Consider the following 26582-nt stretch of genomic DNA (forward strand, 5'->3'; position numbering starts at 1 on the left):
CTTCGGGCGCAGGGGGCGTGGGGGGCGGAACGTCGGGTGAATGAAAGGTCCAGAGGGGAAGGAGACTTCCGAACGAAAAAAGTGTGTCCATTGGTGACTCCTGGGTCGATGCGTGCGTGTTCGTTGAAATGGCGGCGCCCTGAATTGGCAAGGTGTGTGCCCGAATGGAGATGGATACCCATGACGGCCCTGGACCGTCAGGCCCACTCCGGGTTGAGAGGTTGTGAACCATCAAGCCCGCATACCTGGCATCTCGTTTGCCTCTGTGGTTGCGCCTGGTTCGTCCCGCGGCCCGGCCCTCCTCTTTCAAGGAAATGACCATGCAAAACCCATCCAGCCCCTTTGACAACCACCTGCTTGCTGCTCTGGGACAGGCGGATTGGTTGCGCCTTCAACCCTATGCAGAGCGTGTGGTCCTCACGCGAAATCAAACCATCTATGACTCGGGTGAGACCCTGTCGCATGCCTACTTTCCCACCACGCTGCTCGCCTCTCTCATGTACGTGACGGTGGACGGGGACTGTGTGGAGTCCGCGCTCGTGGGCAACGAAGGCTTGTTGGGGGTCTGCCTCTTCATGAGTGGCGGACCCATGTGCGGCTGCGCGACGGTGTTGACCACCGGCGAAGCCTTCCGCATTCCTGCCGGCGTCATCCGGAGTGAGTTCAACCGCGCGGGCGCGACCATGCGTCTGCTGCTGGGCTACACGCAAGCACTGCTGACCCAGACCGCGCAGCGCGCCACCTGCACCCGGCACCACGTGATCACGCAACAGGTGGCGTTCTGCCTGCTTCAGCAGGCCGACCGCTCCGGCAGTGACGAGGTGCTGATGACCCAGGAACAAATCGCCATGCGCCTGGGGGTGCGCCGTGAAGGGGTGACCGAAGGCGCGCTGTTGCTGCAGAAGCTCGGCCTGATCCGATACACCCGCGGCCATGTCCAGGTGCTGGACCGCGAAGGCCTTGAAGAGCAGGCCTGCGAGTGCTACGGGGTGCTGCGCGACGAGTACCAGCGCCTGCTGCCTGTGGCGGCCTGTCAGGCCTGCCTGCTCAGAGCCGCTTGAGAGATGCCAGTGCTCCGGCGCGCCGGAGCGTGGTGCGTTTCACATCGATGCACGAAGGAGTCAAACCATGGCGAAGACCGATGCCACCACCGAACGAAAAGTCGGCAAGGTGATGCACGAGTTCAAGGAAGGCGAGCTTAAAAGCAGCTCCGGAGACAAGGTGCGCAACCGCAAACAGGCGATCGCCATCGCGTTGTCCGAAGCGCGCGACGCGGGCGGCCGGGTGCCGGGCCCACCGAAGAAGAAGCGCTCAAAGAGCGCTTGACGACAAGGGCCCGGCACCACCGGGCTTACTGGGCGGTGCCGCCGGTGCCCGGCGCGGGGGGTGAATCGGGCTGCACAGGGGGGATGGCCTGTGCTGGCGGATCGGCCGGCGTGGCGGGCGTCGCAGGAGCACGGTTGGCGTCGTTAGGGCGCTCCATGCTGCCGGTGGGCGCCGGCATCCCTTCCGTCGTGCGGTCGCAGGCGGTCAGTGAAAGAAGGGACACGGATACCGCGCCGATGAGGGTCCAGACACGGACGGGTGGGGTGAAAACGGTGCGCATGGCAGATTCCTCCAGGTTGGTACCAACAAGCACGTTGGAACCCCCAACAGGCAATTCGGGCGCCCATTGACCATTCGATACAAAGGCGGCCAGGCCGGCGGGCACGCACCTTGCCCCGCTCTGTGCGTCTTTCCACGGCGCCGGAGCGCCACCCGCCTCGAAGCGCGGCGGGGGTGTTTCATCTCAGGAGAACCCCCTTGAACACCTCGAACCCACTCACCGCGCCTTCGCGCCACGGCGGAGCCGCGACGCCCCAGAGCACCACCAACCACTCCTCACCGGCCTGGCCCCTGTTCGCCCTGGCAGGCTTGGTGTTGAGCGCTTGCGGCGAATCGGCCAAGCTGCAGGCGGACACCGGTTACGGCGTCGACCCGCCACTGCCCACGCCCGTCGAAACATGGATTCCCACGGTCCGGATCGCACAGGCCCAGTCGTGGGCCGAAGGCGAGGCGCCCACGGCCGCCACCGGCACCAAGGTACGGCGGTTCGCCGATGGGCTGGACCACCCGCGCTGGCTGCATGTGCTGCCCAACGGCGACGTGCTGGTGGCCGAGACCAATGCACCCCAGCGCCCCCTGCGCGATGAGTTGCAGGGCTTCAGGGGAAAGGTCATGGGATGGGCCATGAAACGCGCTGGCGCCGCGACCCCCAGCGCCAACCGCATCACGCTGCTGCGCGATGCCGACGGCGACGGCACGGCCGAGCAACGCACAGTGTTCCTGGAGAACCTGAACTCGCCCTTCGGCATGGCGTTGGTGGGCAACGAACTGTTCATCGCCAACACCGATGCGCTGGTGAAGGTGCCCTACCAGACCGGCGACACCCAGGCCAGCGGCCCGGTGAGCAAGGTCGCCGATCTGCCCGGCGGACCGCTCAACCACCACTGGACCAAGGGTTTGCTGGCCAGCGCCGACGGCAGCCGCTTGTATGTGTCGGTGGGTTCGAACAGCAACGTGGCCGAGCACGGCATGGGGCACGAAGAGGGGCGCGCGGCGATCTGGGAATTTAACCGTGCGAGCGGCACCGGCCGGATCTTCGCCAGCGGGCTGCGCAACCCCGTGGGCATGGCCTGGCAGGGTGACACCCTCTGGACCTCGGTCAACGAACGCGACGAACTGGGCTCCGACCTGGTGCCCGACTACATGACCTCGGTGCGCGACGGCGGCTTCTACGGCTGGCCCTACAGCTACCACGGCCAGACCGTGGACACGCGGCCCCAGCCACCGCGTCCCGACCTGGTGGCCAAGGCCATCAAGCCTGACTACGCGCTGGGCAACCACACCGCGTCGCTGGGACTGGCATCGGCGCAGGGCAACACGCTGGGCGGGCCGTTCGGCGTCAACGGCATGTTCGTCGGCCAGCACGGCTCATGGAACCGCAACCCGCCAAGTGGCTACAAAGTGATCTACGTGCCCTTCTCGGGCGCGTTGCCCAGCGGGCGGCCGGTGGACGTGCTGACCGACTTCCTCGACGACGACGGCAAGGCCCGCGGCCGTCCCGTGGGTGTGGCCATCGACGGCAAAGGCGCCTTGCTCGTGGCCGACGACGTGGGCAATGTGATCTGGCGCGTGGTCGGCGAGGCCGCGCAGGCTTCGTCCGGAACGGACCAGCCCGGGCCGCTCGTGCGGGTGGCGCGGGTCATCGCCTCCCTGCTGCCTTTCAGCGACACGTCCAGCGAACCCACCAGCCAGCGGTAAGCGGTCCAGCCCGTCACCCCCAGGTGGTGCGGAGCCGGTTCAGGCCTCCGGCTGCGAAATGCCCACCAAGGCATCGGCGGTGGGCTGGATGTCTTCGACCGCGACGGCAAAGTCGCCGAGTGACACGATGCCCACCAGGCGCTTGTCGCTGTTTACCACCGGCAAGCGCCTGACCTGACACGTGCTCATCGTGTGAGCGCCTTTCTCCACGGTGTCGTCCTCGTAGCACCAGATCACGTCCTTCGACATCACGTCGCGAACCCGGGTGTCGCTGCCCTTCCCTTCTGCGACGGCACGCACGGCAATGTCGCGGTCGGTCACGGTGCCGATCATCCGGTCGTTCTCGCCCACGGGCAGCATCCCGAAGCCTTCGTCCCGCATCAGCGCCGCGGCGTCCTGCAAGGTCGCCTCAGGGCCGATCACCTGCACGTCGGGGCTCATCACGTCTTTGAGCAGTTGCATCTCTATCTCCAGTTTGAGGTTGAACCAAGGGCCACAGGAACCCATTCAGGCGCGGTCGCGAAGTTCGGTCATGCCGGCTTGTCCCGCGCAATGGCTACAGCAAAAAATGCGGCCATTTTTCTCTGCGCCATGCCCGATCACACGCACACCACAGTGTTCACACGCAGGCGCCAGCGCGTAAATGGCGCATTCAAAGCTGTCAAATACATGCGTTGCGCCCCGCATGACGACTTCAAATGACTTGTCGTAGGCGTTGCCACAGGTTTCGCATTTCGCCATGGGGCGCTCCTTGAGTGTTCGTTGGGTCAACCATCTTCTTCCGCAACAGAGGGGAAGTCTGTTCGGTTCACCACGGATGCCAGTCTTGAATGTTCGGCTGCACCGCAGTTCTTCCTCCGGCACATGGCTTGCCCCGAAGGGGTGTCGACCACTCTTGAAAGATCGATATGACCAACCACCAACCGCCCCCCGACCAGGCCCTGGCCGAGCACCCCAAGGACTATTCCGACCCGGAGTTCGCCGCGTACACGGACGAAAAAGCACAGAACGTCCTGGACGATGTCATCTCATACATGCCCATCGTGTTGCCCGGCATGGCTGTCCTTCAGATATTCATGTTCGCTTTCATCGCGGTGCTGCTGGCTTGAATCAGCGATCACCGTTCTTGTATTGGTGACGGCCTGGGGCTGGCGGCAGATCAACGCCGCCACTGCCGTGGCGGAAGCTGTGGATGCCATCCCAGTCAGGCTGTGAGCCCTGGGATGCACTTGGGTCGGTTGCACCGCCCGTTCTGTTCTGAGAGCCGTCGTTTCGCGCTGGGTGGCCCGAAATTTGATGGGTGCTGCCGCTGTTGCGGTGCTTGTTTCGCCCATCGACGGCGGACGGGAATGGATGATCATTCTTGTGGGATGCCATCTTGATGTCTCCTAGAAAAATGGGCACCGGTACGGAAGAACGGTGCCCAGTTCAGGTCGGCAAACCCCATGCCCAAAAAAAATAGACGCTCACAGCGCTCACAACGCCGAAGGCATCTGCACAAAGAGTGTGGAAGGGGTTGCCGAAAAATGTTCAGGCTTCCGCCATGTTCATGAGCTCTTCCTTGCGGCCCTGCAGTTCCTCACGCATCGCAATGAGGTCCAGCGAGCGCGCGGCCCTGGCCTTGGGGAAAATCTGGTTTCTTTCCTCTTTCACGTGGTGGTCGATGTATTCGCTCAGCACCTTGACCTTGGCATCGAACATCTCGTCGACTTCATCCAACGCCTCGATCTGTGCAATGAGGTCCTTGGCACCCGCGTGCTCCACTTCGGCTTCGGCAAGGGCTTCGGTGTCTTTCATCGCATTCCGCAAGGCGGGGTAGAAGATTTCTTCTTCGATCGTGGCGTGGGCCGTCAGCTCCCGGCAGATTTCACGTGCCAGTTCCAGTTTCTTCTGCGCGACGTCTCGCGCGTGGGAGTGCGCCAGTTCGTCATACGCCTTGAACAGTTTCTTGACCGCCTTGTGATCGGCGTCCAGAAGCGCGCAGGCATCTGCTTCGGTGCGGGTGGTGGCCATGGGAATCTCCTGAATCGGTGTGGGGTGAATGCGTTGGGATCGGGGGAGACAAAGTCCCCGTCCATTGAGAAGAAGGGAGCGCAAGCGGCATCTGTGATGTCACACGGCGTTGTTTCCGCCTGGGCGGCGAGGGCCTTCATCCGACCCCCGCTCGCGCTGGAGGGAACCATCCTGTTGCTGAGAGGGATTGACGTCCTTGCGGCTCTGCTGCTGGGTGCCACCAGGGTTGCTTTGCTCGCGCTGACCGGACCGGTCACTCTCATCACTTTGCCGACCCTGGTTCCGTCCTGGGCTCTGGTTCTGGCCTTGCTGCCTTTGCTCCTGTGGGTGCTGGCCTTGGCCTTGCTGACGCTGCTTGTTCGGGGACATGAAAATTCTCCTGTGGGTTGAACGGGTGGCGACGGTCTCGGACGACCGAACGCCTTCTCAGGTGGCAAATCCCGTTCCTGAACAAGCCCCTTTTTCTGGTCCAGCGTTCGACCGAAGGAACCGCACAGGAAGGAGGAAAGCCGACGAGGAAAACATCGTCTGGTGCCGCCGGGAACACGGCTTGCCAGAGCCAGGTTGCGGGGCAGTCAACATGCCCCCACCCTCAGGCCAGTAGCCAGTTCTTCATGAACCTCTTCAACAAACTCCCCGGTTTCGTGCAGTCGCCGCCAGGCCTGGAGCACCGCATCTGGAAACGCCTGCCATCGATCCTGTTGTGGGGCTCACTGTTGCCGGTCGCCCTGTCGCTGTTGAACCGGCTGCTTGCATGGGCCGACCCCTTGTTCGCAGGCGATGAAAGGGTCCTGCTGCAGTGGGACTACATGATGGTCGGCTTGATGTTGCTACACGGAATGCTGGTGCTCACCGTGGGCCTGGGTTGTTTCATCGTCCGGGTGATGAAAGGGCCAGCGTACGTTGCCGACGCCTACCCATTGCCCGATGAAGGCACCGAGCAGTGAGCCGAACCCTCAACCTGTTGGGCCACCCCGTGCACCTCATGCTGGTGGTGTTTCCGGCCGGGCTGTTGTTCACTTCGGTGCTGGTCGATGTCGCTGTGCTCGCTGGTGTTGCAACGGGTGTGGGCGAGTTGGCACGCGGCCTGCTGGGTCTGGGCCTGCTCGGCGGCTTGGTGGCCGCGCCGTTTGGCTGGCTCGACTGGCGCCGCATCCCTCGCGGTACACGTGCGCACAGGGTGGGTGCATGGCATGGCGGCGGCAACGTGGTGGCGTTGTTGGTGTTTGCATTGAGTTGGTACATGCGAGAACCCGGCCAGCCTGCGCCCACGGTGGCGTGGGGTTTGAGCTTGCTGGCCGGCGCCATCCTGTTCGGCACCGCATGGCTGGGCGGCGAGCTCGTCACCCAGTTGGGGGTGGGCGTGCGCGTGGGCGCCCACCTCGATGCGCCCAGTTCGCTCCCCTCCACCCACACCGCGCCAACACCGATGGACAACCCCACCGCTGAGTTGCTGAGCTCGGTGGCCGGTGAAGAAGATCCCGGCGCCGCCGTGGACTCGCCCGCACCTTCGCCAGCTCAACCTGCTCGGCCCTTGCAAGGGTGACACAGCCAGAGGGGTAGCAGAGGCAGGCGTTCGGGTATCGGGATGGGCCTTGTTGCGCAAGCCGGGACCGAGAAGAGGCGGCCCCACCTCAGACCTTCCATTCAGTCCAGACCATCCAGGCGACACAGGCATTCCGCCTGCGAACCCCCATCGCAAACCCAAGCGCTGAACGAATCGGCGCGAGCGTTTCACGTCTTGCACCACCTTGACCTCCATCGGCCCTGGGCAGCCCACCCCCGACCACGGCACAAAGGACTGGTACGCTTCCTTATCTTGAATAAGTCCTTCGGGCATCCTTGTCGACATCGGGATTGCGACATCTGTTTCACATGCATTCCTCGCCCTCGCTGCTGCTCCTGTTGACGAAGTCCGCCTTCTGGCTCTGTGCCGTCGTGGTGGCCATTCTGTCGTTGCTGCCGGTGGCGTATTTGCCACCCCAGACATTCGACATCTGGGACAAAGCCCAGCACGCCGGTGGATTCGTCGCGCTCACACTGCTGGGCCACTGTGCCTACCCTCACCACCTGTGGCGCATCTGCCTGGGCCTGTTGGTCTATGGGGCGGTGATCGAACTGGCGCAATCGGCCACCGGGTGGCGGCATGGTGATGGACTGGACCTGCTGGCCGATGGCACGGGGATCGCTTTGACAACGGCCCTGGTGACCAGCATTCGACGGATCAGACTGTCGCCCGCCCGACAATAGACGCATGTCTCTCGCTGCACGCACCCCAGAACTGCCCTGGCTTGAGCCAGGCGATGCCTTCCCTTCGGTGGACCGTGCCTGGGGCGCCCAAGATCCCGCCAGTGGCTTGCTCGCTGCCGGTGGCGCGCTCGATGTGCAGACCCTGGTTTCTGCCTATTCACAAGGCATCTTCCCCTGGTACAGCGCGGGACAACCCATTCTCTGGTGGAGCACCGATCCGCGCATGGTGTTGCGGACGGAGGCTTTTCGCCTGCACCGTTCGCTGCGCAAGACGCTGAACAAGCTTCGAGCCGAACAGCGCCTCGAGATCCGTTTCGATCACGATTTCGAACGGGTGATCCGCGCCTGCGCGCACACGCCACGCGGTGAACAATCGGGGACCTGGATCCTGCCCGCCATGGAGCAGGCCTACGTCCGGCTGCACCACGCTGGCATCGCCCACAGCGTCGAGACCTGGATCGACGGCGAACTCGCTGGCGGCCTGTATTGCATCAACCTGGGGGCCATGGTCTTTGGAGAATCCATGTTCAGCCGGCGAAGCGATGCATCCAAGATCGCACTGTGTGCACTGGTGGCGTTTTGTCGCGCAGAACACATCCCACTGATCGACTGCCAACAAGACACGCCCCACCTCGCTTCACTGGGCGGGACTTTGATGCCGCGCAGCGCATTCGGCCTGCACCTGCGGCAGACGACGCAGCACCGAGCCCCGGTCTGGCGATTTCGGAACGTATACTGGAATCACCTCCTCACCGACCACGGCGTTTGAGCGTGACCCACCTCAAAGAACTCCCACTGCAGGCGCTGCAGTATTACGCCACGGCGCCCTACCCGTGCAGCTACATCGCGGGACGCCAAGCGCGTTCCCAGGTGGCCACGCCGAGCCACCTCATCCACAACGACGCTTACTCGGATCTGGTGACCCACGGCTTTCGCCGCAGCGGCATGTTCGTGTACCGACCCTATTGCGATGGGTGCCAGGCCTGCGTGCCACTCAGGGTGCCTGTGGGGCGATTCAAGCCCACCCGAAGTCAGCGGCGCTGCCAATCGCGTCACGCCCACCTGGAAACGCGGGTGCTCAGTCTTTGCTTCGTTCCAGAACACTATGAGCTGTACCTACGCTACCAGACCAGCCGCCATGCTGGCGGCGGCATGGACCAGGACAGCATCGACCAGTACACCCAGTTTCTCCTGCAAAGCCGCGTCAATTCAAGGCTGGTTGAATTCCATGAACCGGCCAACGGGGACCAGCCTGCTCGCCTGGTGATGGTGTCCATCGTCGATGTGCTCAGCGACGGGCTGTCGGCGGTGTATACCTTCTACGAGCCCGACAGCCGCGCGAGCTATGGCACCTACAGTGTGTTGTGGCAGATTGAGCAGGCTCAGGCACTGCGACTGCCGCACATGTACCTCGGCTACTGGATCGAGCAAAGCCAGAAAATGGGCTACAAGGCTGGCTTTCAACCCCATGAACTGTTGAGAGACGGCCGCTGGGTGCCAGGCCTTTGATTTCATCTTGTAAAATGGCCCTAACCATATGGCGGCCATGACCAAACGATCCGACTCCCTGCCCAGCACACCCACCGTTCAAGTCATCGAACGGATGTTCAACTTGATCGAAGTGCTCGCTTCGCGGGAAGAACCGGTGTCTCTCAAAGAAATCAGTGAAAAGACGGGACTTCATCCGTCCACCGCCCATCGCATCCTCAACGACCTGACGATTGGCCGTTTTGTTGATCGACCGGAAGCAGGAAGCTACCGGCTGGGCATGCGCCTTCTGGAACTCGGCAATCTGGTGAAGGCGCGTCTCAGCGTGCGTGACGCGGCACTGACACCGATGCGCGAGCTGCACAAGCTGATCCAGCAACCCGTGAACCTCAGTGTGCGCCAAGGCGACGAAATCGTGTACGTCGAGCGCGCCTACAGCGAGCGCTCGGGCATGCAGGTGGTCCGAGCCATTGGAGGCCGAGCGCCGCTGCACCTCACTTCCGTTGGCAAGCTTTTTCTGGCTGCTGACGAACCGCAACGTGTGCGGGCTTATGCCACACGCACAGGCCTTGCGGGCAACACCCGAAACAGCCTCACCCAACTGGTCACGCTGGAACGCGAGCTCCAGCAATGTCGCCAGGCCGGCTTGGCCCGCGACAACGAAGAACTGGAACTCGGCGTGCGCTGCATGGCCGCCGGTATCTACGACGACCAATGCCGTCTGGTGGCGGGTTTGTCGATCTCGGCGCCGGCTGATCGCATCGATGAAAACTGGGTACCCAAGCTGCGCGCCACAGCGGCCGATATCTCCATAGCTCTTGGCTGCCCCAAAGCCCAGGCCGCCCAAACCACGCCACGGTAGTTTGGGGGCAAGTTGGAAAAGAGCGCTTCCACTTGTTCCGCTCTGCCCCTGCTCATCGCGCACAAAAAAACGGTCCAAAAAGGACCGTTTTACTTGAGGTGGATACCACTCAACCCTGTGGGCGAACCACCGGCTGGAAATCAGTCTGAGCTTCCACCCAGCGCCGAACACGCTCGGCATCCTGAGCACGGCTCAGCTTGCCAGCTGAATCCAGAAACACCATGATCAGCTGGCGACCGGCCACTTTGGCCTGCATCACCAGGCAGCGACCGGCCTCGGAGATGTAGCCGGTCTTTTGCAGACCGATCTCCCAGTCGGGATCACGAATCAAACGGTTGGAATTTCTGAACTCCAGCACGCGGTGGCCAAGCTCCAGCTGATGGCTGGGTGACGTGGACAGACTTCGCAAGACGGGGCTTTGATAGGCCACAGACACCAGGGTCGCCAAGTCGCGAGCGCTGGACTGATTGAGACTGGACAGACCAGTCGGCTCGACATACCGCGTGTCGCGCATACCGAGTTCACGGGCCTTGCTGTTCATCAAGCGCACAAAACTGTCGAGGCCACCTGGATAGGTCCGACCCAATGCATGGGCGGCACGGTTCTCACTCGACATGAGCGCGAGGTGCATCAGCTCGCCACGAGTGAGCGTCGAACCCACAGCCAAACGGGAGCGGCTGTTTTTGACGGTGTCCACGTCATCCTGCGTGATCGTCAGCGGCTCGTCCATCGACAGGTTGGCATCGGTGATCACCAGACCCGTCATCAGCTTGGTCAGTGACGCAATGGGCAACACAGCCGAATCGTTCTTGCTGAAAAGCACTTCGTTGGTCTGCTGGTCCACCACAAGCGCCACACTGGAATTCAATTCCAATGGATCGTCTGCGGAACGCAGACCCAACCGTTCGCCGTTGGACAAACGAGGCACTGCCATCACACGCATGACATGCGCAGGGCTGCGATGGGCCACCATCCGAAGATCACTCTGTTGAGTGCGGGCCCGGGTCGTCCGGGTCAAACGCTTAGACTTGCGCCCACTCGCGAGTTGAATGGATAGTTTCCTTTTACCCGAGCCAAGTCGCTTCGAGTCACGAACGTCAGTCTTGGCCAGGTTCACTTCACGGCGGTCCTGTCCGCGGTTCTTTCTCACCACGGCAGTGCCTCTGCTGCCCGCAACCTTCTTCGAAATGGACGACTTCGCCACCACTGCCCCGCGCTTCTTGCGCTCGACCACCTGGGTGCTTGCTGGCTTCTTGGCTTTGTTTCCCACCTTTTTCGCCATAGCCCCTTCCGCGGAGAGCGGCAGCATCAGGGTCGCTGATGTCACAGCAGCTGCAACGAACTGCAACAGCGTGAAAAAGCGTGCGCGAAAAGGTTTCATGTACTCCACTCCTGACAACGACGTTGCTCTGGAGTGGAGTATAGAAGTTATGAAAAAAACTAGCAATATCAAACGCTTGTGAAATACTCCTCAGTGAACGCCAGAACAGTCCTCCATTTGCAGGGCATTTCTAGCGACCATTGAAGAATTACGTCTTAAGTATTTGATTTTCAACAACTTAGCCCTGGGCCGCGACCCGATCCGCCTGGCTTTGTAACTTGTTCAAGGCGCTCAGATACGCTTTTGCAGAGGCCACGACGATGTCAGGATCTGCTCCCACACCGTTGACCACGCGCCCGCCATGCTGCAAACGCACTGTGACTTCACCCTGACTTTCAGTTGAACCGCTAGTAATGGCATTCACCGAATAGAGCACCAACTCCGCCCCGCTTTTGACGTGACTTTCAATGGCTTTCAACGATGCGTCAACAGGGCCATTGCCGTCTGATGCGCCTTGGAACTCCTTGCCGGCAATCGTGAACACCACTTCAGCGTGCGGTCGCTCTCCGGTTTCGCTGTGCTGGGCCAACGAGACCAGGCCATAGCGCTCTTTTTCCGTGGTCACACTCTCATCGCTACACAGTGCCAGGATGTCTTCGTCAAAGATCTCGCTCTTGCGATCAGCGAGCTCCTTGAACGCAGCGAAGGCCGTGTTGATTTCGCTCTCTGACTCCATCTCGATGCCCAGATCCTGCAGGCGTTGCTTGAACGCGTTGCGCCCGCTGAGCTTGCCCAGCACGATCTTGTTGGCGGCCCAGCCCACGTCTTCAGCGCGCATGATTTCGTAGGTGTCACGAGCTTTGAGCACGCCATCCTGATGAATACCGCTGGCGTGTGCAAATGCATTCGCCCCCACCACGGCCTTGTTGGGCTGAACCACGAAGCCCGTGGTTTGGCTGACCATGCGGCTGGCGGGCACGATTTGCGTCGCATCGACGCCCACGTCGAGGTTGAAATAGTCGCGGCGGGTGCGCACCGCCATCACGATTTCTTCTAGCGAACAGTTGCCGGCGCGCTCCCCCAGACCGTTGATGGTGCACTCCACCTGGCGCGCACCACCGATCTTCACGCCCGCCAACGAGTTGGCCACTGCCATGCCGAGGTCGTTATGACAATGCACCGACCAGATGGCCTTGTCAGAGTTGGGTACACGCTCGCGCAGCGTGCGGATGAAGTCGCCATACAACTCAGGGATCGCATAGCCCACGGTGTCCGGGATGTTCAGCGTGGTCGCCCCTTCCTTGATCACCGCCTCGAGAACACGACAAAGGAAGTCCATGTCGCTCCGGTAACCGTCTTCTGGACTGAACTCAATGTCATCCACCAGATTGCGTGCGAATCGAACCGACTGTTTGGCCTGCTCAAACACCTGGTCGGGCGTCATGCGCAGCTTCTTTTCCATGTGCAGCGCGCTGGTAGCGATGAAGGTGTGGATGCGTGCCCGGTGTGCTCCCTTGAGCGCCTCAGCGGCCCGCGAGATATCCCTGTCATTGGCCCGCGCCAGGGAACACACCGTGGAGTCCTTGATCGTGTTGGCAATGGCTTGCACACAATCAAAGTCGCCGTTGGAGCTTGCCGCAAAACCCGCCTCGATCACGTCCACCTTGAGACGCTCCAACTGGCGCGCAATGCGCAGTTTTTCATCCTTGGTCATGGAGGCGCCGGGCGATTGTTCGCCATCGCGCAAGGTGGTGTCAAAAATGATGAGTTTGTCGGTCATGTGATTCTCCGGTGGGTTGCCTCGTGGGCAGCGCTTGAAAAAACCTGCAGTCCAAAACAAAACGGCCCGCTGCGGGTGCAAACGGGCCGTTGTTGGAAATCGCTCTTGCGTTACCAGACCTGCCCGTGACGGACACCCAGTAGCAGCGAGAGCGAAACTTGTTTCATGGCTGGCAATGTATCACAAAGAACGTGCGCGCCTCGTGGAGGAAACCCGTGGCCATCAAGCGGCGGTCTATTCGTGCAAACCACGTTCGTCGGGCTCATCGGTAGACGTACTGATGACACTCGTCGGCCGTCCTTTGGACTTGCGCCAAAAATACATTGCGTAGCCCGAGAGGCCGTAAATGACAAACAGACCGAACAAAACGGTGGGAGGATGGATGTTGATCACGGCAATACCCAACGCCACCAGGACAATGGCTGCGAACGGCACGCTCTTCTTGAGACTCAAGTCCTTGAAACTATAGAACGGCACGTTGGTCACCATGGTCAGGCCGGCATATAGCGTCAACACGAACATGGGCCACACCAGCAGGGTTCGGTTCAGTTCCAACTCGGTCGCCAACCAAATAAAACCGGCCACCAACGCGGCAGCAGCGGGGGATGGCAAGCCCTGAAAGTAGCGTTTGTCCACCACACCGGTGTTGACGTTGAAGCGTGCCAAGCGCAGTGCAGCACAGGCGCAATAGACGAAAGCCGCAATCCAACCCCAGCGCCCGATGTCTTTGAGCACCCAGACGTAGGCCACGAGCCCGGGCGCAGCGCCAAACGACACCATGTCGGACAGCGAGTCCATCTGTTCACCAAAGGCGCTCTGGGTGTTGGTCATGCGCGCCACACGACCGTCCAGGCTGTCCAGCACCATGGCCGCAAAAATACCCACGGTGGCCAAGTCGAAGCGCCCGTTCATGGCCATGACGATGGCATAGAACCCGCCAAACAAAGCCGCCAGCGTGATCATGTTGGGCACCATGTAGATGCCTTTGCTGCGTTTGCGGATCTCGCTACTGGGTTCGTTCAAAGGATCGGTTCCGTCGTGCATGGATGTTCGGCTATCGCCGCGTGCCGCGCTCATGGCGCAAGAGGGCAGTGTAAGCCAGTGGAAAGGTGACAGAAAAGACAAAGGCCACCGAAGTGGCCTTTGTTTTCATGGGCTGGACGCAGATCAGTTGCGTGTCTGGTCGACCAGCTTGTTCTTCGCAATCCAGGGCATCATGGCGCGCAGTTGGGCACCCACCACCTCGATTTGGTGATCAGCGGTGTTGCGGCGGCGGGCCGTCATGCTCGGGTAGTTCAGACGACCTTCCTGGATGAACATCTTGGCGTAATCACCGTTCTGGATGCGCTTCAAAGCGTTGCGCATGGCTTTGCGAGACTCTTCGTTGATCACCTCAGGACCGGTCACGTATTCGCCGAACTCCGCGTTATTGGAGATCGAGTAGTTCATGTTGGCGATGCCACCTTCGTAGATGAGATCAACGATCAGTTTGAGCTCGTGCAGGCACTCGAAGTAGGCCATCTCGGGGGCGTAACCAGCTTCGGTCAGGGTCTCGTACCCCATCTTGATCAGCTCGACGGCGCCACCGCACAACACGGCCTGCTCGCCGAACAGGTCGGTCTCGGTTTCTTCCTTGAAGTTGGTCTCGATGATGCCGGCCTTGCCGCCACCGTTGGCCATGGCGTAGCTCAGGGCCAAATCACGCGCCTTGCCGCTCCTGTCCTGGTGGATGGCGATCAGGTGGGGCACGCCCCCACCCTGGGTGTAAGTGTTGCGCACGGTGTGGCCCGGGGCCTTGGGCGCGACCATCCACACGTCCAGATCGGCGCGGGGCACGACTTGGTTGTAGTGCACGTTGAAGCCGTGGGCAAACGCCAGTGAAGCACCGGCCTTGATGTTGGGGGCCACGTTGTTGGTGTAGACCTCGGCGATCTGCTCGTCAGGCAGCAGGATCATGACGACATCAGCGGCCTTCACGGCGTCGTTCACTTCCATCACGGTCAGGCCGGCCTTGCCGACCTTGTCCCATGAGGCGCCACCCTTGCGCAGACCGACCACAACCTTCACGCCGCTGTCGTTCAGGTTCTGGGCGTGGGCGTGACCCTGCGAGCCGTAGCCGATGATGGCCACGGTCTTGCCCTTGATCAGGCTCAGGTCACAGTCTTTGTCGTAGAAAACTTTCATCTTTTGCTCCAATGGAATTGAGGTTGGTGCCGTTCTTCGCGAGCCTGTCGAAGGGCTCTCGGTACCCTCGTCCAGCGGACAAAGGCTTCGACAGGCTCAGCCCGAACGGGCAAATGGCTGAGCCCTGAAATGTCAAATGCGCAGGATTCTCTCACCCCGCCCGATGCCACAGGAACCCGTTCGAACGGTTTCGAGAATGGCACTGCGGTCAATGGCCTCAAGGAAAGCGTCGTTCTTTCCTTGGTCACCCGTGAGTTCGATGGTGTAGCTCTTCTCGGTCACGTCGATCACGCGGCCACGGAAGATGTCCGCCATGCGCTTCATCTCTTCGCGCTCTTTGCCCACCGCACGCACCTTGACCATCATGAGCTCACGCTCGGTGTAGGCGCCTTCGGTCAGGTCCACCACCTTCACGACTTCGATCAGCCGGTTCAGGTGTTTGGTGATCTGCTCGATCACCTCGTCTGATCCTGTGGTCTGGATCGTCATGCGCGAAAGCGAGGGATCTTCCGTGGGTGCCACGGTCAGCGATTCGATGTTGTAGCCGCGTGCCGAGAACAAGCCCACCACCCGAGACAAGGCGCCGGGTTCGTTTTCAAGCAGGACAGCGATGATGTGTTTCATGAGTGAGATTCCTCTTTTCTGAGCCCTCCCCTGCGCACGGTAATGCGCAGGCTTGGCTGCAAATAGATTCTTCGAAAATGCTGCCGCCCGTCCAATGACGGAAGGGGGCAGGATGACAAGGGTCAGAGGTCTTCTGAACCCAGCAGCATCTCGGTGATGCCTTTGCCGGCCTTGACCATGGGGAAGACGTTTTCGGTCGGATCGGTGCGAAAGTCCATGAACACAGTGCGGTCCTTGAGCTTGCGAGCCTCGCGCAGTGCCGGCTCCACGTCCTGCGGCCGCTCGATCAGCATGCCGACATGCCCATAGGCTTCGGCGAGCTTCACGAAGTTGGGCAGCGCATCCATGTAGCTGTGGCTGTAACGGCCTTCGTAGTCAATTTCCTGCCACTGACGCACCATGCCCAAGTAGCGGTTGTTCAGCGCCACGACCTTGATCGGCGTGTTGTATTGCAAGCAGGTCGAGAGCTCCTGGATGCACATCTGCACCGAGCCTTCACCGGTCACGCAAAAAACTTCACTGTCGGGTTTGGCCAGCTTGATGCCCATGGCGTAGGGAATGCCCACGCCCATGGTCCCCAGACCACCCGAGTTGATCCAGCGGCGCGGCTCGTCGAAGCGGTAATACTGCGCGGCCCACATTTGGTGCTGACCCACATCGGACGTGATGTAGGCATCGGCGTCCTTGGTCATGTTCCACAGCGTTTCCACCACGTACTGGGGCTTGATCACATCGCCGTTGCCAGGGTCGTACTTCAGGCAGTCCTTGGAGCGCCAACCCTCGATCGTGTCCCACCAGGCGGCGAGCGCCTTGGGTTCGACGCGAGTTGTGGTCTCGCGCACCATGTTGAGCAACTCGGTCAGCACGTCTTTCACGTCGCCAACGATGGGCACGTCCACCTTGACGCGTTTGGAGATGCTCGACGGATCAATGTCGATGTGGATGATCTTGCGCTCGTTCTGCGCGAAGTGCTTGGGATTGCCGATCACGCGGTCATCGAAGCGTGCGCCCACGGCAAGCAGCACGTCGCAGTTCTGCATCGCGTTGTTGGCTTCAAAGGTGCCGTGCATGCCGGGCATGCCCAGAAACTTCTTGTCCGATGCCGGATAGGCGCCCAGGCCCATCAGGGTGTTGGTGACCGGGTAGCCGAGCATGTCTACAAGCGTGCGCAGTTCCTGCACCGCATTGCCCAGCAGCACCCCGCCGCCGGTGTAGATGTAGGGACGCTTGGCGCTCAGGAGCAGCTGCAATGCCTTGCGGATCTGGCCACCGTGACCCTTGCGCACCGGGTTATAGGATCGCATTTCCACCGTTTCGGGGTAGCCAACGTAAGCGGTCTTGTTGAAGGACACGTCTTTCGGGATGTCCACCACCACAGGGCCTGGGCGGCCGCTGCGCGCAATGTGGAAGGCCTTCTTCATCACCATCGCCATGTCTTTCACATCCTTCACCAGGAAGTTGTGCTTGACGATGGGGCGCGTGATGCCGACGGTATCGCACTCCTGGAAGGCGTCAAGGCCGATCGCGGCCGTGGGCACCTGCCCGGTGATGATCACCATCGGGATGCTGTCCATGTAGGCGGTGGCAATGCCGGTCACGGCATTGGTGACCCCCGGGCCCGATGTGACCAGCGCCACGCCCACGTCACCCGTGGCGCGCGCGTAGCCGTCGGCAGCATGCACGGCAGCCTGCTCGTGGCGCACCAGTACGTGCTGGATGGTGTCCTGCTTGTAGAAAGCGTCGTAGATGTGCAGCACCGAGCCACCCGGGTAGCCCCAGATGTACTTCACGTTTTCGGCCTGGAGGGCCTTGACGAGAATCTCTGCGCCGCGGAGTTCTTGAGTGGCTGTGCCGGAGGCAGCAGCAGCTGAGGCCAGTTCGGCCTTGTTGATTTCCATGATGAACCTTTCGAGAATTTCTCTGACGAAATACCTTGGGTGCTCCTTCGCCCACTCTTGTGAAGCGGCGTTGGAACTTGAGGCCAATGGACATGAGCGGACACATACCCCGCCGGACCTTGACCCGTTTGCCTTTTTGAATCGCAGCCTGACATTATCGCACTGCAACAGACACCGGGAAGCGGCTTTGCTGGATCAGCGCGCCTTGTGAGGCAAATAAGTGCGGCACACACAGTGCGACAATCCGCCCCTGCCCAGACCGCCGACCGATGAACGAATCCGCCTTGCCACCCTGCCCTCCCATTGCGGCCGACCTGATTGCCCCACCACTGAGGCGCCGAATGGCCTGCTGGTTGTACGAAGGCATGCTCTTGTTCGGCGTGGTCTTCATTGCCGGCTACTTGTTTTCAACGCTCACCCAGACCCGGCACGCGCTGGACAACCGCCACCTGCAACAGGCCTTCCTGTTTGTGGTGTTCGGTATCTACTTTGTCTGGTTCTGGTCCAAAGGTCAGACCCTGGCCATGAAAACATGGCACATCCGTGTGGTGGACAGCCTGGGTCAACCATTGACCCAGGCAAGGGCTCTGTGGCGCTATGTCTTGAGCTGGCTCTGGTTGCTGCCGCCGTTGGCTGGCGGCGCTGCCTTTTCGCTGCCGGGCGGTGAGTTGTCGGTGATCTTGGTCGGGTGGGTGCTGGTCTGGGCCCTGCTGTCACGGTTTCATGCCCAGCGCCAGTTTGTGCACGACGCACTGGCAGGGACGCGCCTGGTGCACTTCCAGCCACCTGAAATACCCCGGCGCAAGAAAGCGCTGAGCCGCAACTCATGACCCCATCAATGCCCAAAGAAGCCCCGAACGCGCAAAAGGGACGAACCGGACTGCAGCGCGTGTGGCACGCCTTCGGCTATTCGCTGGCCGGCCTGCGCGCCGGATGGCAAGAAACCGCGTTCCGGCAAGAGGCCACGGCCTCGTTGGCGATGATCCCCCTGGCTTTCTGGCTCGGGCGGAACTGGGTCGAGGTGGTGCTGCTGGCCGGTGTGGTGTTGATCGTGTTGATCGTCGAGCTGCTCAACACCGGTGTCGAGTCCGCCATTGACCGCATCGGTCCGGAGTGGCACGACCTGTCCAAGCGGGCCAAAGACATGGGCAGCGCCGCGGTGTTGCTGAGCTTGTTGTTGTGCGCAGGCACCTGGGTCGCAGCACTCTGGAGCCGTTTGTCCTGACGCCTGTCACCCGCACCTGAACAATGACAACCCCAACGTTTTCCCTTTGCGTTTACTGCGGCTCTCGCCCTGGAACTGACCCTGAGTACGCCAACGCCGCGCGTGGCGTGGGCGAATGGATCGGTCGCCACGGCGGTCAACTGGTCTACGGCGGAGGCCGGAACGGCCTGATGGGCATCGTGGCCGACGCCACCATGGCCGCTGGTGGACGGGTGGTCGGCATCATTCCCAAAGCCCTGGTGGAAAAAGAATGGGCACACCATGGTTGCAGCGAGTTGCATGTCGTGGACAACATGCACGAGCGCAAGCGGCTCATGGCCGAACACGCCGACGCGTTTCTCGCCTTGCCTGGCGGCATCGGAACGCTGGAGGAATTTTTTGAGGTCTGGACCTGGCGCCAGTTGGGCTATCACGACAAACCGGTCGGGCTGCTCAACCTGGGCGGGTACTACGACAGCCTGATGGTGTTCCTGCGCGCCAGCGTGCAGCAGCAGTTCATGGGTGACTGGCAGATGGAACTGATTCGGGTCGATGCAGACGCTGCTCGGTTGCTGCCCGATCTGGTTCAGGCGGCCGGCCTTTCGCCCGCTGCGCGGGTGGACGCGATCTGAGTCGATCAGACTGCGGATTCGTCTTCTTCACCGGTGCGGATTCGCACCACGCGCTCGACAGAGGTCACAAAGATCTTGCCGTCACCAATTTTCCCGGTGCGCGCGGCTCGGACGATGGCGTCCACACAGCGCTCGACGTCCACCGACTTGACAACCACCTCCAGCTTGACCTTGGGGAGGAAGTCGACCACGTACTCTGCACCACGGTACAGCTCGGTGTGACCCTTTTGCCGGCCGAAGCCCTTGACCTCGGTCACCGTCAGGCCAGTCACGCCCTGTTCGGCCAGCGCTTCACGCACTTCTTCCAGCTTGAACGGTTTGATGACGGCGGTGATTTGCTTCATGGGATGTGTCTCCGGGGCGGGTCAAGAAGGGAATGGATCATTATGCCCAAGGGTCAACATCGCGGTCATACACTCCGCCAGAAACGGAACAACCACATGCTCACCCCACGCGCATCGACCACCCTGCCTCGCCATGTGCCCATCGTTGTGAGCTACCGGAATGGTCATCCCGAGAACGTTCACCATGGTTCGCTGGCCGTGGTCAATGCCCAAGGTGAGTTGCTGGCCAGCGTGGGTGACATTGATTCGCCGCTGTTCACCCGCTCATCGCTCAAACCGTTTCAAGCCATGCCGTTGATCGCCCTGGCCGCCGACCGGCTGGGCCTGGACGACGCGGACGTGGCCTTGCTGTGCGCCAGCCACAACGGCGAGCCCATGCACACCGACCGAGTGGCCAGCCTGCTGGCCCGCATGGGCGCGAGCGAAACGGCACTGGCCTGCGGCAGCCATGTGCCCTACTTTTACAGCGCCAACGGGCTCCAGCCCGAACCGGGCGCGCGCTTCAACCGTCTGCACCACAACTGCTCGGGCAAACACACGGGCATGCTGCTGCTCGCCCACGCATTGGGGCAACCATTGAGCGGCTACCTGGACACGCAACACCCGGTCCAACAGCAGATCGTGCAAAGCGTGAGCCATTTTTCGGGGATTCCGGCCGAGCAACTGGTGCGAGGCACCGACGGCTGCAGTGCGCCAAATTACGCCTTGCCGCTGCGATCTCTGGCCCACGGTTTTGCCCGTTTGACGCTGCCCGCCCCCGACCCGTTGTATGGACAGGCTCCGCGACGCATCGCGCACGCCATGTGCCGCCACCCCGAGCTGGTCAGCGGCCAGGGTCGCAACGACCTCGCACTGATGCGGGCGGGCCGAGGCGATTGGGTGAGCAAAGTTGGGGCCGACGGCGTGCAGGCCCTGGCCAGTTTCAGCCGGGGGATCGGCATCGCGGCCAAGTGCAGCGAGGGCCAGCTGGTGCCGTTGATGGTGGCGTTCGTTTCCGCACTGGACCAACTGGATTGGCTCGATGCCGAAAGCCGCGCCATGCTGGCCAGCCTCATCCCGCCTCCGCTCAGGAACGCGGCCGGCATCGAGGTTGGGGAGATGCGCTCGGTGCTTCAACTCAAACGTCTGGCAGGCTGAGCGGTGACCACCCAGAAATACCACGGAACCGGACAACCGGGCCAAGGGTGTCGGGGCCCTTGGGGCTCGCTTGAAGTGCAGCGGGCGGTTACGCCCGGTACTTGCTCGTGATCGGGTAGCGCCAGTCCTTGCCGAAACTGCGGTGGGTGACGCGGATGCCCACCGGGGCCTGGCGACGTTTGTATTCATTGATGCGGATCAGTCGCACCACCTTGTCCACATCGGCGTGCGCGTAGCCCGCCGCCACGATGCTGGCCGGGCTCTGGTCGTTCTCCATGTAGCGCTCGATGATGGCGTCCAGCACCTCGTACTCGGGCAGGCTGTCCTGGTCCTTCTGGTCGGGCCGCAGCTCGGCACTGGGGGGACGGGTGATGATGCGCTCCGGGATCGGATTCGCACCGGTGCCGTAGGGGTCGTGCGCGTTGCGCCAGCGCGCGAGGCGAAACACCATGGTCTTGGCCACGTCCTTGATCACCGCAAAACCGCCGGCCATGTCGCCATACAACGTGCAGTAGCCGGTCGCCATTTCGCTCTTGTTGCCGGTGGTCAGCACGATGCCGCCGAACTTGTTGGACAGCGCCATGAGCAGGGTGCCGCGGATGCGGGCCTGCAGGTTTTCTTCCGTCGTGTCTTCCGCCCGCCCCGCAAATTCCTGGGCCAGGCTGGCCTTGAAGGCCTCGAACTGGGGCGCGATCGCGATCTCGTCGTAGCGCACGCCCATGCGCGCAGCCATGTCGCGTGCGTCGATCCAGGAAATGTCGGCCGTGTACGGCGAAGGCATCATCACCGCGCGCACGCGGTCCTTGCCGAGCGCATCCACCGCGATGGCGAGCACCAGCGCCGAGTCGATGCCGCCTGAGAGACCGAGGATCGCGGCCGGAAAGCCGTTCTTGCCGATGTAGTCGCGAACGCCCAGCACGAGCGCGTGCCACAGATCGGCCTCCAGGCTGTGCGCGCGGTCGATGGCCGCATCGATCTGCCAACCGCCCGGCCCGCTGTCCATGGCGACATCGAACAGCGTTTCCTCGAAGCTGATCGCCCGACCGGCCACCACCCCATCGGCGGCCAGCACAAAGCTGCGCCCTTCAAACACGATTTCGTCCTGCCCACCGACGAGGTGCGCATAGACCAGCGGCAGGCGCGTTGCCAACACGCGCTCACGCATCATCGCCTCGCGCTCGCCGCCTTTTCCGGTGTGGAACGGCGAGGCGTTGATGACCACCAGAACCTGGGCGCCCGCCGCCGCCGCGTCGGCCGCAGGCTCATCGAACCAGGCGTCCTCGCAGATCAGCAGTCCCACACGCACAGCACCCCCGTCGGTGGCTGGAACATCGAACACGCAGGTCTCGGTGCCTGGCACGAAGTACCGGCGCTCGTCAAACACCTGGTAATTGGGCAGCTCGCGCTTGGCATAGCGGTGCTTCACCTGGCCATCAACCAGCACGCTCGCCGCGTTGAACAGCTGCGCCACCGAGACGCTGCGCTCGCGCCGCTCGCCCGCGTCCAGCGCACGCCACGGATGACCCACCACGATGTGCAGGCCTTTGAGTTCGGCCGTCTCGCTCGCCACGGCTTTCAGGGCATCATCACAGGCATCGATGAAAGCCGGGCGGAGAAACAGATCTTCTGCCGCGTAGCCGCAGATCGCCAGTTCGGGCGTGAGCAAAAGCCGCGCTCCGCGACCATGGGCCTCACGAGCCGCGTCAATGATTTTTCGGGCGTTTCCGGGCATGTCACCCACCACGAAATTGAGCTGGGCCACACAGATTTTGAGCGTCATGAAACAGGTCAACTTCAGGAAAAACAGGGATCGCCGGGCCGTCGCATTGCACGTCCGCGCGGCATCGGTACAAGCCCTGCTCGGCGCTCGAACGGGCACACCACCATGGCGCTGAATGATTATGTCACCCGTGTCCTCGGCTCACCTTCCGAGGTGTCAGCAACGGACTGGAATGCGCTGCTTGATCAAGAGACCGACCCGAGCCCGTTCATGCGACATGCCTACCTGAGCGCGTTGCACCACAGCGGGGCCGCCACTGCGTCCACCGGGTGGCAGCCCCGCTTCGTGACGCTGTGGCACGGAGAGCACCTCTGCGCAGCCTGCCCGCTGTACCTCAAGTCGCATTCCTACGGCGAATATGTGTTTGACTGGGCCTGGGCCAATGCCCACGAGCAGCATGGGCTCGCGTACTACCCCAAGGGGTTGGTGGCGGTACCGTTCACACCGGTGCCAGGCGCCCGGTTGCTCGCGCTGGATGAAGCTGCCCGTTCGGCACTGGTCACGGCCCTGCTTCAGTTCGCAAAACAGTCATCGCTCTCGTCCCTGCACCTCTTGTTCGCGCAGTCGCAGGATGTCGCTGCCTGCGAGCGAGCGGGCATGATGCTTCGACACACTGTGCAGTTCCATTGGCACAACACGCTCTATCGCGACTTCGACCATTTCTTGAGCGGCCTGCAACAGGAAAAGCGCAAAAAAATCCGCCAGGAACGGCGCAAGGTGTTCGACGCGGGCGTGCAATTTCGACAGATCCAAGGTCGTGACATCAGTGTGAGCGACTGGGATTTTTTCTACCGTTGCTATGAGCGAACCTACCGCGAGCACGGCAACCCGCCTTACCTCAATCGCGACTTTTTTCAGCGCATGGCCAACGACATGTCTGAGCACTGGTTGTTGTTCGTGGCCCAACGCGATGGCCACGACATCGCCTGCAGCCTGATCGCACTCGACGCTGACCACGGCGTGGCCTATGGCCGCTACTGGGGGGCACTTGAACGCGTGGACTGCCTCCACTTCGAGGCCTGTTACTACCAACCCATCGATTGGTGCATCCGCCACCGCATACAACGCTTCGAAGGTGGCGCGCAAGGCGAACACAAAATGGCGCGAGCGCTGCTTCCCGTCCAGACGACCAGCGCCCACTGGCTGGCCCATCCGGCGTTCGCGGACGCGGTTCAGCGTTTCCTGGAGCGCGAGGGAGAGGGAATCGACGGCTACCTCGAACACCTCGCGCAGCGCAATCCGCTCAGAACGACCCCCACCGCGTAGATCGAGCACCATCGTCGACAATCTGTCGTCAACCCATCCGTCATCGGGCATGACCATGTCATGTGTCACGGTCGGAGACATCACTGTCGTGGCGGCCGGTCGTATTTGGTTACATCTTCAGTACACTGCTCCCAATGGACGACACCGACGCCTTTTTCACCCAGACCGTTGTAGGCACACCCTTCACGGTCATGTTGGGTCGCCGGCGCGCCCCTGGAACGCCAGGCGCAGAGGGCATCGCCATCGGTCTGAGGACAGGAGAAAGTGTCCTGACCCGCATGTGGCAGGACTGGGTGGTGCTGAGCCATGCCGACGATCCGGTGGGACAACCCCGGCGCCGCCCCAGTCGCGTTCGGCGGGTGCTTGAGCGGCACGCCCTGTGGCTGGCGGTGCTGGGCATGGGCTCATTCCTGGTCAGTTTGGCACTCTGGGGAGCCATGCTGTGGACTTGAAGACGCCTCAGGACACACTGACGATCGATCCGATCGCCATGAATGTGGTCAACCGCGTGGCGGCGGGGTGTCGTCTCAGCGGTGACCTTCAGTTTGACGGTGGCCTGTTGGTACAGGGCGAGGTGTCCGGCCAGATCAAGGTCAACGGCCGCCTGATCATCTGGAAAGGCGGCGTGGTGCGTGGCTCAGTCCGTGTGCAAGGTGATTTTTACCTCTTCGGTCAATTGGGGGCCAAGGATGCGTCGCCAGAAGACACCCAGCTTGAGTGCATCGGAATGGCCTATGTGGCCCAGACCGGCGTCTCCACGGGCACCCTGATGGCGAAGCGGTTGCAGTTGTACGAAGGAGCGGATCTCCGCGGTCCTTTCAAGACGCTGAAGTTGTCGGGCGCCCTGCCCGTGTTGCATGATGTGCAACCCCAGCAGCCCTTGAAAGCACCCGGAAGCCGACCATGAAAGCACGCCGCCACTTTCGCCCCGACCGCCCACCAGAACAGGACGCAGGATCCGCACCCATGAACGACCACAACGACTATTCGCCCGAGCAGGAACCCACGCCGGAGTACCAGCAGGACATGCCCCAGACCCTGGAGGTCGATGTGGGCAGGGCCATGCCGCCCACGATGGCGCAGCACATTCCGATGCTGCAGCCCGATGCCATGTACGGCACGCCGATCGACGCCACCGAAGCCACCAACTCGCGCAGCATGCTGGCCGAGGGCATCCATTTTGTGGGCAATGCTGTGTTGCGTGGGCCCTTCAGCGTGGCCGGTCAGGTGGACGGGAATCTGGCACAAGCGGACGGCGTCCAGGTCTCCGTGGTCGTGACCGAAACCGGTCGCGTCAAGGGCGACATCACTGCGCACAAGATTTCCGTGATGGGCCACACCGATGGTGTGCTGGACTCGGGTCAAGGCGAGGTGTCCCTGCACGACTCCGCCAGCGTGCACGGTCTGGTGCGCTATGGCCGCATCCAGGTCAACGGAGCCGACCTCAACGCCACACTGGAGCGTGTGGCTCCTGCCCGGAAAGCGATCTGACGGCTTCCATGCTGTGGCAAAGCAACCCACGCCCAAAACCGCCCGTTACCTCAGCGCCTCAGGTTCCCAGCGCGGAGGCCGTGCGACAGGCTGCGCTCGAAGCCAGCTGGCGTCGGGACAAGCGGGTCGCGCAACGACGGCTGCTTTGGCGATGGACGCTCTGGTACATCCAGCGCTTTTACGCACATGTGCTGGTGGCCTTGGTGCTGATTGTTGCTGCTGTCCATTTCTCAGACCGCTGGTTCGTCTGGCCGCTCGCCGCAGGGAAACCGATCGCTGCGCCGGGCAACGTGCCCGTGGTGATGCCTGCACCACCGCCAACGGCCCCAGTGTCATTGCCAGAACAACCCGCCCCCATGGCCGCACCCGACTGGACCGTCGAACCGATCACCTTGCATGCTGCTCGCCAGCTGGGTGCCCAGACATCCGGTGCGACGACCTCCCCTTCACCGGGCAGACAGACCGATACACTTCCCCTCAAACCCGAAACCTGGTTGCACAGCAAGGAGCCCTGACCCCATGAGCCACAACCCCGCGTCCACCCGCCTCGTCCCTGCCGAGCGCCTCTCGGCCATCACCAGTCTGATCGCTGAAGGCGCCGTGTTCGACGGCAACTTTCACACCACGCGCGATCAAGGCATCAAAGTCGATGGCCAGCTCAAGGGCAACATCACTTTCGAGACCGGCGGCACCCTTCACGTGGGCGCCACCGGCGTGATTGAAAACACCCGTCTGGAAGCGGACTATGTTTTCATCGAAGGCAAGGTCATCGGCACCGTGATTGCGCGCAAGGCGCTCGAGATCACCGGATCGGCCACGCTGATCGGCGACGCCAGCTACGACGAGCTGATCGACATGCACCCCCGCGCCCGCGTGCGCGGCAAGATCGAGTACCGCGGCGACATCGACGCTGTGCAGAACTGATCTTCGGCACCAAACCAAAGAAAAAGCCTGCCAGGTTGCCCTGGCAGGCTTTTTTTGGTCAAGACCTCGGGCCTGAGATCT

The 26582-nt window shown here is 62.0% G+C and carries 33 protein-coding genes; 21 read left to right on the forward strand and 12 right to left on the reverse strand.

Features of this window, described 5'->3' with window-relative positions; translation table 11 throughout:
* Positions 1–320 precede the first annotated feature (320 nt).
* Both B0E41_RS05445 and B0E41_RS05450 read left to right on the forward strand, forming a co-directional pair.
* The gene (locus B0E41_RS05445; RefSeq protein WP_077329735.1) at positions 321–1061 is read left to right on the forward strand and encodes a Crp/Fnr family transcriptional regulator; all 741 of its coding nucleotides are present in this window, start codon (positions 321–323) and stop codon (positions 1059–1061) included.
* 67 nt (positions 1062–1128) lie between these two features.
* Positions 1129–1326: a DUF6496 domain-containing protein gene (locus B0E41_RS05450; RefSeq protein ID WP_077329737.1), complete on the forward strand. Its 198-nt coding sequence runs from the start codon at positions 1129–1131 to the stop codon at positions 1324–1326.
* Positions 1327–1351: 25 nt separating this feature from the next.
* Here B0E41_RS05450 and B0E41_RS26470 read toward each other — a convergent pair whose 3' ends face one another.
* On the reverse strand, positions 1352–1606 hold the full coding sequence (locus B0E41_RS26470; RefSeq protein ID WP_143433680.1) for a hypothetical protein: 255 nt from the start codon (positions 1604–1606) through the stop codon (positions 1352–1354).
* A gap of 290 nt (positions 1607–1896) precedes the next feature.
* Between B0E41_RS26470 and B0E41_RS05455 the strand changes: the two genes are divergently transcribed.
* Positions 1897–3303, forward strand: a complete 1407-nt coding sequence (locus B0E41_RS05455; RefSeq protein ID WP_143433684.1) for a sorbosone dehydrogenase family protein — start codon at positions 1897–1899, stop codon at positions 3301–3303.
* 39 nt (positions 3304–3342) lie between these two features.
* On the opposite strand, the gene B0E41_RS05460 is transcribed toward B0E41_RS05455, so the two are convergent.
* Together B0E41_RS05460 and B0E41_RS05465 are read right to left on the reverse strand one after the other, a co-directional pair.
* The gene (locus tag B0E41_RS05460; protein WP_077329799.1) at positions 3343–3765 is read right to left on the reverse strand and encodes a CBS domain-containing protein; all 423 of its coding nucleotides are present in this window, start codon (positions 3763–3765) and stop codon (positions 3343–3345) included.
* A 45-nt stretch (positions 3766–3810) separates the two neighbouring features.
* Positions 3811–4044, reverse strand: a complete 234-nt coding sequence (locus tag B0E41_RS05465; protein ID WP_077329739.1) for a hypothetical protein — start codon at positions 4042–4044, stop codon at positions 3811–3813.
* A gap of 167 nt (positions 4045–4211) precedes the next feature.
* Here B0E41_RS05465 and B0E41_RS05470 point away from each other — a divergent pair, with 167 nt between their 5' ends.
* Positions 4212–4412, forward strand: coding sequence for a hypothetical protein (locus B0E41_RS05470; RefSeq protein WP_077329741.1), 201 nt, complete (start codon positions 4212–4214; stop codon positions 4410–4412).
* Positions 4413–4833: 421 nt separating this feature from the next.
* Here B0E41_RS05470 and B0E41_RS05475 read toward each other — a convergent pair whose 3' ends face one another.
* Positions 4834–5316, reverse strand: coding sequence for a hemerythrin domain-containing protein (locus B0E41_RS05475; RefSeq protein WP_143433681.1), 483 nt, complete (start codon positions 5314–5316; stop codon positions 4834–4836).
* Between the two features lie 96 nt (positions 5317–5412).
* Between B0E41_RS05475 and B0E41_RS05480 the strand changes: the two genes are divergently transcribed.
* The 7 genes from B0E41_RS05480 to B0E41_RS05510 all read left to right on the forward strand — a co-directional run bounded on the left by B0E41_RS05480 (position 5413) and on the right by B0E41_RS05510 (position 9916).
* Positions 5413–5706: a hypothetical protein gene (locus B0E41_RS05480; protein ID WP_077329743.1), complete on the forward strand. Its 294-nt coding sequence runs from the start codon at positions 5413–5415 to the stop codon at positions 5704–5706.
* A gap of 224 nt (positions 5707–5930) precedes the next feature.
* The gene (locus B0E41_RS05485) at positions 5931–6263 is read left to right on the forward strand and encodes a hypothetical protein (RefSeq protein ID WP_077329745.1); all 333 of its coding nucleotides are present in this window, start codon (positions 5931–5933) and stop codon (positions 6261–6263) included.
* Complete coding sequence (locus B0E41_RS05490; protein WP_253194625.1) at positions 6260–6862, forward strand: DUF2231 domain-containing protein; 603 nt, start codon at positions 6260–6262, stop codon at positions 6860–6862. Before B0E41_RS05485 ends, B0E41_RS05490 begins: the two co-directional genes overlap by 4 nt.
* 329 nt (positions 6863–7191) lie before the next feature.
* A complete protein-coding gene (locus B0E41_RS05495; protein ID WP_077329747.1) occupies positions 7192–7566 on the forward strand; it encodes a hypothetical protein in 375 nt (124 codons plus the stop codon).
* 4 nt (positions 7567–7570) lie between these two features.
* The gene (gene aat, locus B0E41_RS05500; protein ID WP_077329749.1) at positions 7571–8335 is read left to right on the forward strand and encodes a leucyl/phenylalanyl-tRNA--protein transferase; all 765 of its coding nucleotides are present in this window, start codon (positions 7571–7573) and stop codon (positions 8333–8335) included.
* A 2-nt stretch (positions 8336–8337) separates the two neighbouring features.
* Positions 8338–9075, forward strand: coding sequence for an arginyltransferase (locus B0E41_RS05505; RefSeq protein WP_077329751.1), 738 nt, complete (start codon positions 8338–8340; stop codon positions 9073–9075).
* Positions 9076–9112: 37 nt separating this feature from the next.
* Positions 9113–9916: an IclR family transcriptional regulator gene (locus B0E41_RS05510; RefSeq protein WP_077329805.1), complete on the forward strand. Its 804-nt coding sequence runs from the start codon at positions 9113–9115 to the stop codon at positions 9914–9916.
* Positions 9917–10025: 109 nt separating this feature from the next.
* On the opposite strand, the gene B0E41_RS05515 is transcribed toward B0E41_RS05510, so the two are convergent.
* From B0E41_RS05515 to B0E41_RS05540, 6 genes are all read right to left on the reverse strand, one after another.
* Entirely contained in the window at positions 10026–11297 is a 1272-nt protein-coding gene (locus tag B0E41_RS05515; protein ID WP_253194627.1) for a serine hydrolase, read from the reverse strand.
* A 178-nt stretch (positions 11298–11475) separates the two neighbouring features.
* Positions 11476–13017, reverse strand: a complete 1542-nt coding sequence (locus B0E41_RS05520; RefSeq protein ID WP_077329753.1) for a 2-isopropylmalate synthase — start codon at positions 13015–13017, stop codon at positions 11476–11478.
* 234 nt (positions 13018–13251) lie between these two features.
* Positions 13252–14061: a CDP-diacylglycerol--serine O-phosphatidyltransferase gene (gene pssA / locus B0E41_RS05525; protein WP_077329755.1), complete on the reverse strand. Its 810-nt coding sequence runs from the start codon at positions 14059–14061 to the stop codon at positions 13252–13254.
* Between the two features lie 123 nt (positions 14062–14184).
* Positions 14185–15201: a ketol-acid reductoisomerase gene (gene ilvC, locus B0E41_RS05530; protein ID WP_077329757.1), complete on the reverse strand. Its 1017-nt coding sequence runs from the start codon at positions 15199–15201 to the stop codon at positions 14185–14187.
* A gap of 132 nt (positions 15202–15333) precedes the next feature.
* Entirely contained in the window at positions 15334–15825 is a 492-nt protein-coding gene (gene ilvN / locus B0E41_RS05535; RefSeq protein ID WP_077329759.1) for an acetolactate synthase small subunit, read from the reverse strand.
* 122 nt (positions 15826–15947) lie between these two features.
* Complete coding sequence (locus tag B0E41_RS05540; RefSeq protein WP_077329761.1) at positions 15948–17723, reverse strand: acetolactate synthase 3 catalytic subunit; 1776 nt, start codon at positions 17721–17723, stop codon at positions 15948–15950.
* A 269-nt stretch (positions 17724–17992) separates the two neighbouring features.
* On the opposite strand from B0E41_RS05540, the gene B0E41_RS05545 reads away from it, so the two are divergent.
* From B0E41_RS05545 to B0E41_RS05555, 3 genes are read left to right on the forward strand one after another with little or no spacing between them, the layout of a single operon-like run.
* Positions 17993–18553: an RDD family protein gene (locus tag B0E41_RS05545; protein ID WP_077329763.1), complete on the forward strand. Its 561-nt coding sequence runs from the start codon at positions 17993–17995 to the stop codon at positions 18551–18553.
* A complete protein-coding gene (locus tag B0E41_RS05550; RefSeq protein WP_077329765.1) occupies positions 18550–18948 on the forward strand; it encodes a diacylglycerol kinase in 399 nt (132 codons plus the stop codon). The genes B0E41_RS05545 and B0E41_RS05550 overlap by 4 nt, the downstream gene beginning before the upstream one ends.
* A 23-nt stretch (positions 18949–18971) precedes the next feature.
* Complete coding sequence (locus B0E41_RS05555) at positions 18972–19559, forward strand: TIGR00730 family Rossman fold protein (RefSeq protein WP_077329767.1); 588 nt, start codon at positions 18972–18974, stop codon at positions 19557–19559.
* 5 nt (positions 19560–19564) lie between these two features.
* On the opposite strand, the gene B0E41_RS05560 is transcribed toward B0E41_RS05555, so the two are convergent.
* Entirely contained in the window at positions 19565–19903 is a 339-nt protein-coding gene (locus tag B0E41_RS05560; protein ID WP_077329769.1) for a P-II family nitrogen regulator, read from the reverse strand.
* Positions 19904–19999: 96 nt separating this feature from the next.
* Here B0E41_RS05560 and B0E41_RS05565 point away from each other — a divergent pair, with 96 nt between their 5' ends.
* Positions 20000–21040 carry an asparaginase gene (locus B0E41_RS05565; RefSeq protein ID WP_171984673.1) on the forward strand — a complete coding sequence of 347 codons (1041 nt, stop codon included), beginning with the start codon at positions 20000–20002 and terminating at the stop codon, positions 21038–21040.
* An 88-nt stretch (positions 21041–21128) separates the two neighbouring features.
* Here the strand turns inward: B0E41_RS05565 and B0E41_RS05570 are convergent, their stop codons facing one another.
* Entirely contained in the window at positions 21129–22820 is a 1692-nt protein-coding gene (locus B0E41_RS05570) for an NAD+ synthase (RefSeq protein WP_077329773.1), read from the reverse strand.
* A 105-nt stretch (positions 22821–22925) separates the two neighbouring features.
* Here B0E41_RS05570 and B0E41_RS05575 point away from each other — a divergent pair, with 105 nt between their 5' ends.
* The 6 genes from B0E41_RS05575 (at position 22926) to B0E41_RS05595 (ending at position 26501) form a co-directional block, all read left to right on the forward strand.
* Positions 22926–24086, forward strand: a complete 1161-nt coding sequence (locus B0E41_RS05575) for a GNAT family N-acetyltransferase (RefSeq protein WP_077329775.1) — start codon at positions 22926–22928, stop codon at positions 24084–24086.
* A gap of 134 nt (positions 24087–24220) precedes the next feature.
* Positions 24221–24538 carry a hypothetical protein gene (locus tag B0E41_RS05580; protein WP_077329777.1) on the forward strand — a complete coding sequence of 106 codons (318 nt, stop codon included), beginning with the start codon at positions 24221–24223 and terminating at the stop codon, positions 24536–24538.
* Positions 24529–24993 (forward strand): polymer-forming cytoskeletal protein, encoded by a 465-nt coding sequence (locus B0E41_RS05585; protein WP_143433682.1) that lies wholly within the window; start codon positions 24529–24531, stop codon positions 24991–24993. Before B0E41_RS05580 ends, B0E41_RS05585 begins: the two co-directional genes overlap by 10 nt.
* 59 nt (positions 24994–25052) lie before the next feature.
* Positions 25053–25577 carry a polymer-forming cytoskeletal protein gene (locus tag B0E41_RS05590; RefSeq protein ID WP_171984674.1) on the forward strand — a complete coding sequence of 175 codons (525 nt, stop codon included), beginning with the start codon at positions 25053–25055 and terminating at the stop codon, positions 25575–25577.
* Between the two features lie 8 nt (positions 25578–25585).
* Positions 25586–26092, forward strand: coding sequence for a hypothetical protein (locus B0E41_RS27040; protein ID WP_171984675.1), 507 nt, complete (start codon positions 25586–25588; stop codon positions 26090–26092).
* A 4-nt stretch (positions 26093–26096) separates the two neighbouring features.
* Positions 26097–26501 (forward strand): polymer-forming cytoskeletal protein, encoded by a 405-nt coding sequence (locus B0E41_RS05595; RefSeq protein ID WP_171984676.1) that lies wholly within the window; start codon positions 26097–26099, stop codon positions 26499–26501.
* The last annotated feature ends 81 nt before the right edge of the window (positions 26502–26582 follow it).

It is taken from the genome of Hydrogenophaga sp. A37, assembly GCF_002001205.1.
Lineage (GTDB): Bacteria > Pseudomonadota > Gammaproteobacteria > Burkholderiales > Burkholderiaceae_C > Hydrogenophaga.

What these genes read in the sequence shown, in the direction of transcription:
- B0E41_RS05590 (WP_171984674.1), top strand. Translation starts at nt 25,053, where the DNA reads ATGAACGACCACAACGACTATTCGCCCGAGCAGGAACCCACGCCGGAG.
- B0E41_RS05595 (WP_171984676.1), top strand. Translation starts at nt 26,097, where the DNA reads ATGAGCCACAACCCCGCGTCCACCCGCCTCGTCCCTGCCGAGCGCCTC.
- B0E41_RS05555 (WP_077329767.1), top strand. Translation starts at nt 18,972, where the DNA reads ATGACAACCCCAACGTTTTCCCTTTGCGTTTACTGCGGCTCTCGCCCT.
- B0E41_RS05470 (WP_077329741.1), top strand. Translation starts at nt 4,212, where the DNA reads ATGACCAACCACCAACCGCCCCCCGACCAGGCCCTGGCCGAGCACCCC.
- B0E41_RS05465 (WP_077329739.1), bottom strand. Translation starts at nt 4,044, where the DNA reads ATGGCGAAATGCGAAACCTGTGGCAACGCCTACGACAAGTCATTTGAA.
- B0E41_RS26470 (WP_143433680.1), bottom strand. Translation starts at nt 1,606, where the DNA reads ATGCGCACCGTTTTCACCCCACCCGTCCGTGTCTGGACCCTCATCGGC.
- B0E41_RS05570 (WP_077329773.1), bottom strand. Translation starts at nt 22,820, where the DNA reads ATGACGCTCAAAATCTGTGTGGCCCAGCTCAATTTCGTGGTGGGTGAC.
- ilvN (WP_077329759.1), bottom strand. Translation starts at nt 15,825, where the DNA reads ATGAAACACATCATCGCTGTCCTGCTTGAAAACGAACCCGGCGCCTTG.
- B0E41_RS05445 (WP_077329735.1), top strand. Translation starts at nt 321, where the DNA reads ATGCAAAACCCATCCAGCCCCTTTGACAACCACCTGCTTGCTGCTCTG.
- B0E41_RS05580 (WP_077329777.1), top strand. Translation starts at nt 24,221, where the DNA reads ATGGACGACACCGACGCCTTTTTCACCCAGACCGTTGTAGGCACACCC.
- aat (WP_077329749.1), top strand. Translation starts at nt 7,571, where the DNA reads ATGTCTCTCGCTGCACGCACCCCAGAACTGCCCTGGCTTGAGCCAGGC.
- B0E41_RS05475 (WP_143433681.1), bottom strand. Translation starts at nt 5,316, where the DNA reads ATGGCCACCACCCGCACCGAAGCAGATGCCTGCGCGCTTCTGGACGCC.
- B0E41_RS05480 (WP_077329743.1), top strand. Translation starts at nt 5,413, where the DNA reads ATGTCACACGGCGTTGTTTCCGCCTGGGCGGCGAGGGCCTTCATCCGA.
- B0E41_RS05550 (WP_077329765.1), top strand. Translation starts at nt 18,550, where the DNA reads ATGACCCCATCAATGCCCAAAGAAGCCCCGAACGCGCAAAAGGGACGA.
- B0E41_RS05460 (WP_077329799.1), bottom strand. Translation starts at nt 3,765, where the DNA reads ATGCAACTGCTCAAAGACGTGATGAGCCCCGACGTGCAGGTGATCGGC.
- B0E41_RS05575 (WP_077329775.1), top strand. Translation starts at nt 22,926, where the DNA reads ATGGCGCTGAATGATTATGTCACCCGTGTCCTCGGCTCACCTTCCGAG.
- B0E41_RS05485 (WP_077329745.1), top strand. Translation starts at nt 5,931, where the DNA reads ATGAACCTCTTCAACAAACTCCCCGGTTTCGTGCAGTCGCCGCCAGGC.
- ilvC (WP_077329757.1), bottom strand. Translation starts at nt 15,201, where the DNA reads ATGAAAGTTTTCTACGACAAAGACTGTGACCTGAGCCTGATCAAGGGC.
- B0E41_RS05450 (WP_077329737.1), top strand. Translation starts at nt 1,129, where the DNA reads ATGGCGAAGACCGATGCCACCACCGAACGAAAAGTCGGCAAGGTGATG.
- B0E41_RS05520 (WP_077329753.1), bottom strand. Translation starts at nt 13,017, where the DNA reads ATGACCGACAAACTCATCATTTTTGACACCACCTTGCGCGATGGCGAA.
- B0E41_RS05545 (WP_077329763.1), top strand. Translation starts at nt 17,993, where the DNA reads ATGAACGAATCCGCCTTGCCACCCTGCCCTCCCATTGCGGCCGACCTG.
- B0E41_RS27040 (WP_171984675.1), top strand. Translation starts at nt 25,586, where the DNA reads ATGCTGTGGCAAAGCAACCCACGCCCAAAACCGCCCGTTACCTCAGCG.
- B0E41_RS05565 (WP_171984673.1), top strand. Translation starts at nt 20,000, where the DNA reads ATGCTCACCCCACGCGCATCGACCACCCTGCCTCGCCATGTGCCCATC.
- pssA (WP_077329755.1), bottom strand. Translation starts at nt 14,061, where the DNA reads ATGCACGACGGAACCGATCCTTTGAACGAACCCAGTAGCGAGATCCGC.
- B0E41_RS05515 (WP_253194627.1), bottom strand. Translation starts at nt 11,297, where the DNA reads ATGAAACCTTTTCGCGCACGCTTTTTCACGCTGTTGCAGTTCGTTGCA.
- B0E41_RS05495 (WP_077329747.1), top strand. Translation starts at nt 7,192, where the DNA reads ATGCATTCCTCGCCCTCGCTGCTGCTCCTGTTGACGAAGTCCGCCTTC.
- B0E41_RS05560 (WP_077329769.1), bottom strand. Translation starts at nt 19,903, where the DNA reads ATGAAGCAAATCACCGCCGTCATCAAACCGTTCAAGCTGGAAGAAGTG.
- B0E41_RS05540 (WP_077329761.1), bottom strand. Translation starts at nt 17,723, where the DNA reads ATGGAAATCAACAAGGCCGAACTGGCCTCAGCTGCTGCTGCCTCCGGC.
- B0E41_RS05510 (WP_077329805.1), top strand. Translation starts at nt 9,113, where the DNA reads ATGACCAAACGATCCGACTCCCTGCCCAGCACACCCACCGTTCAAGTC.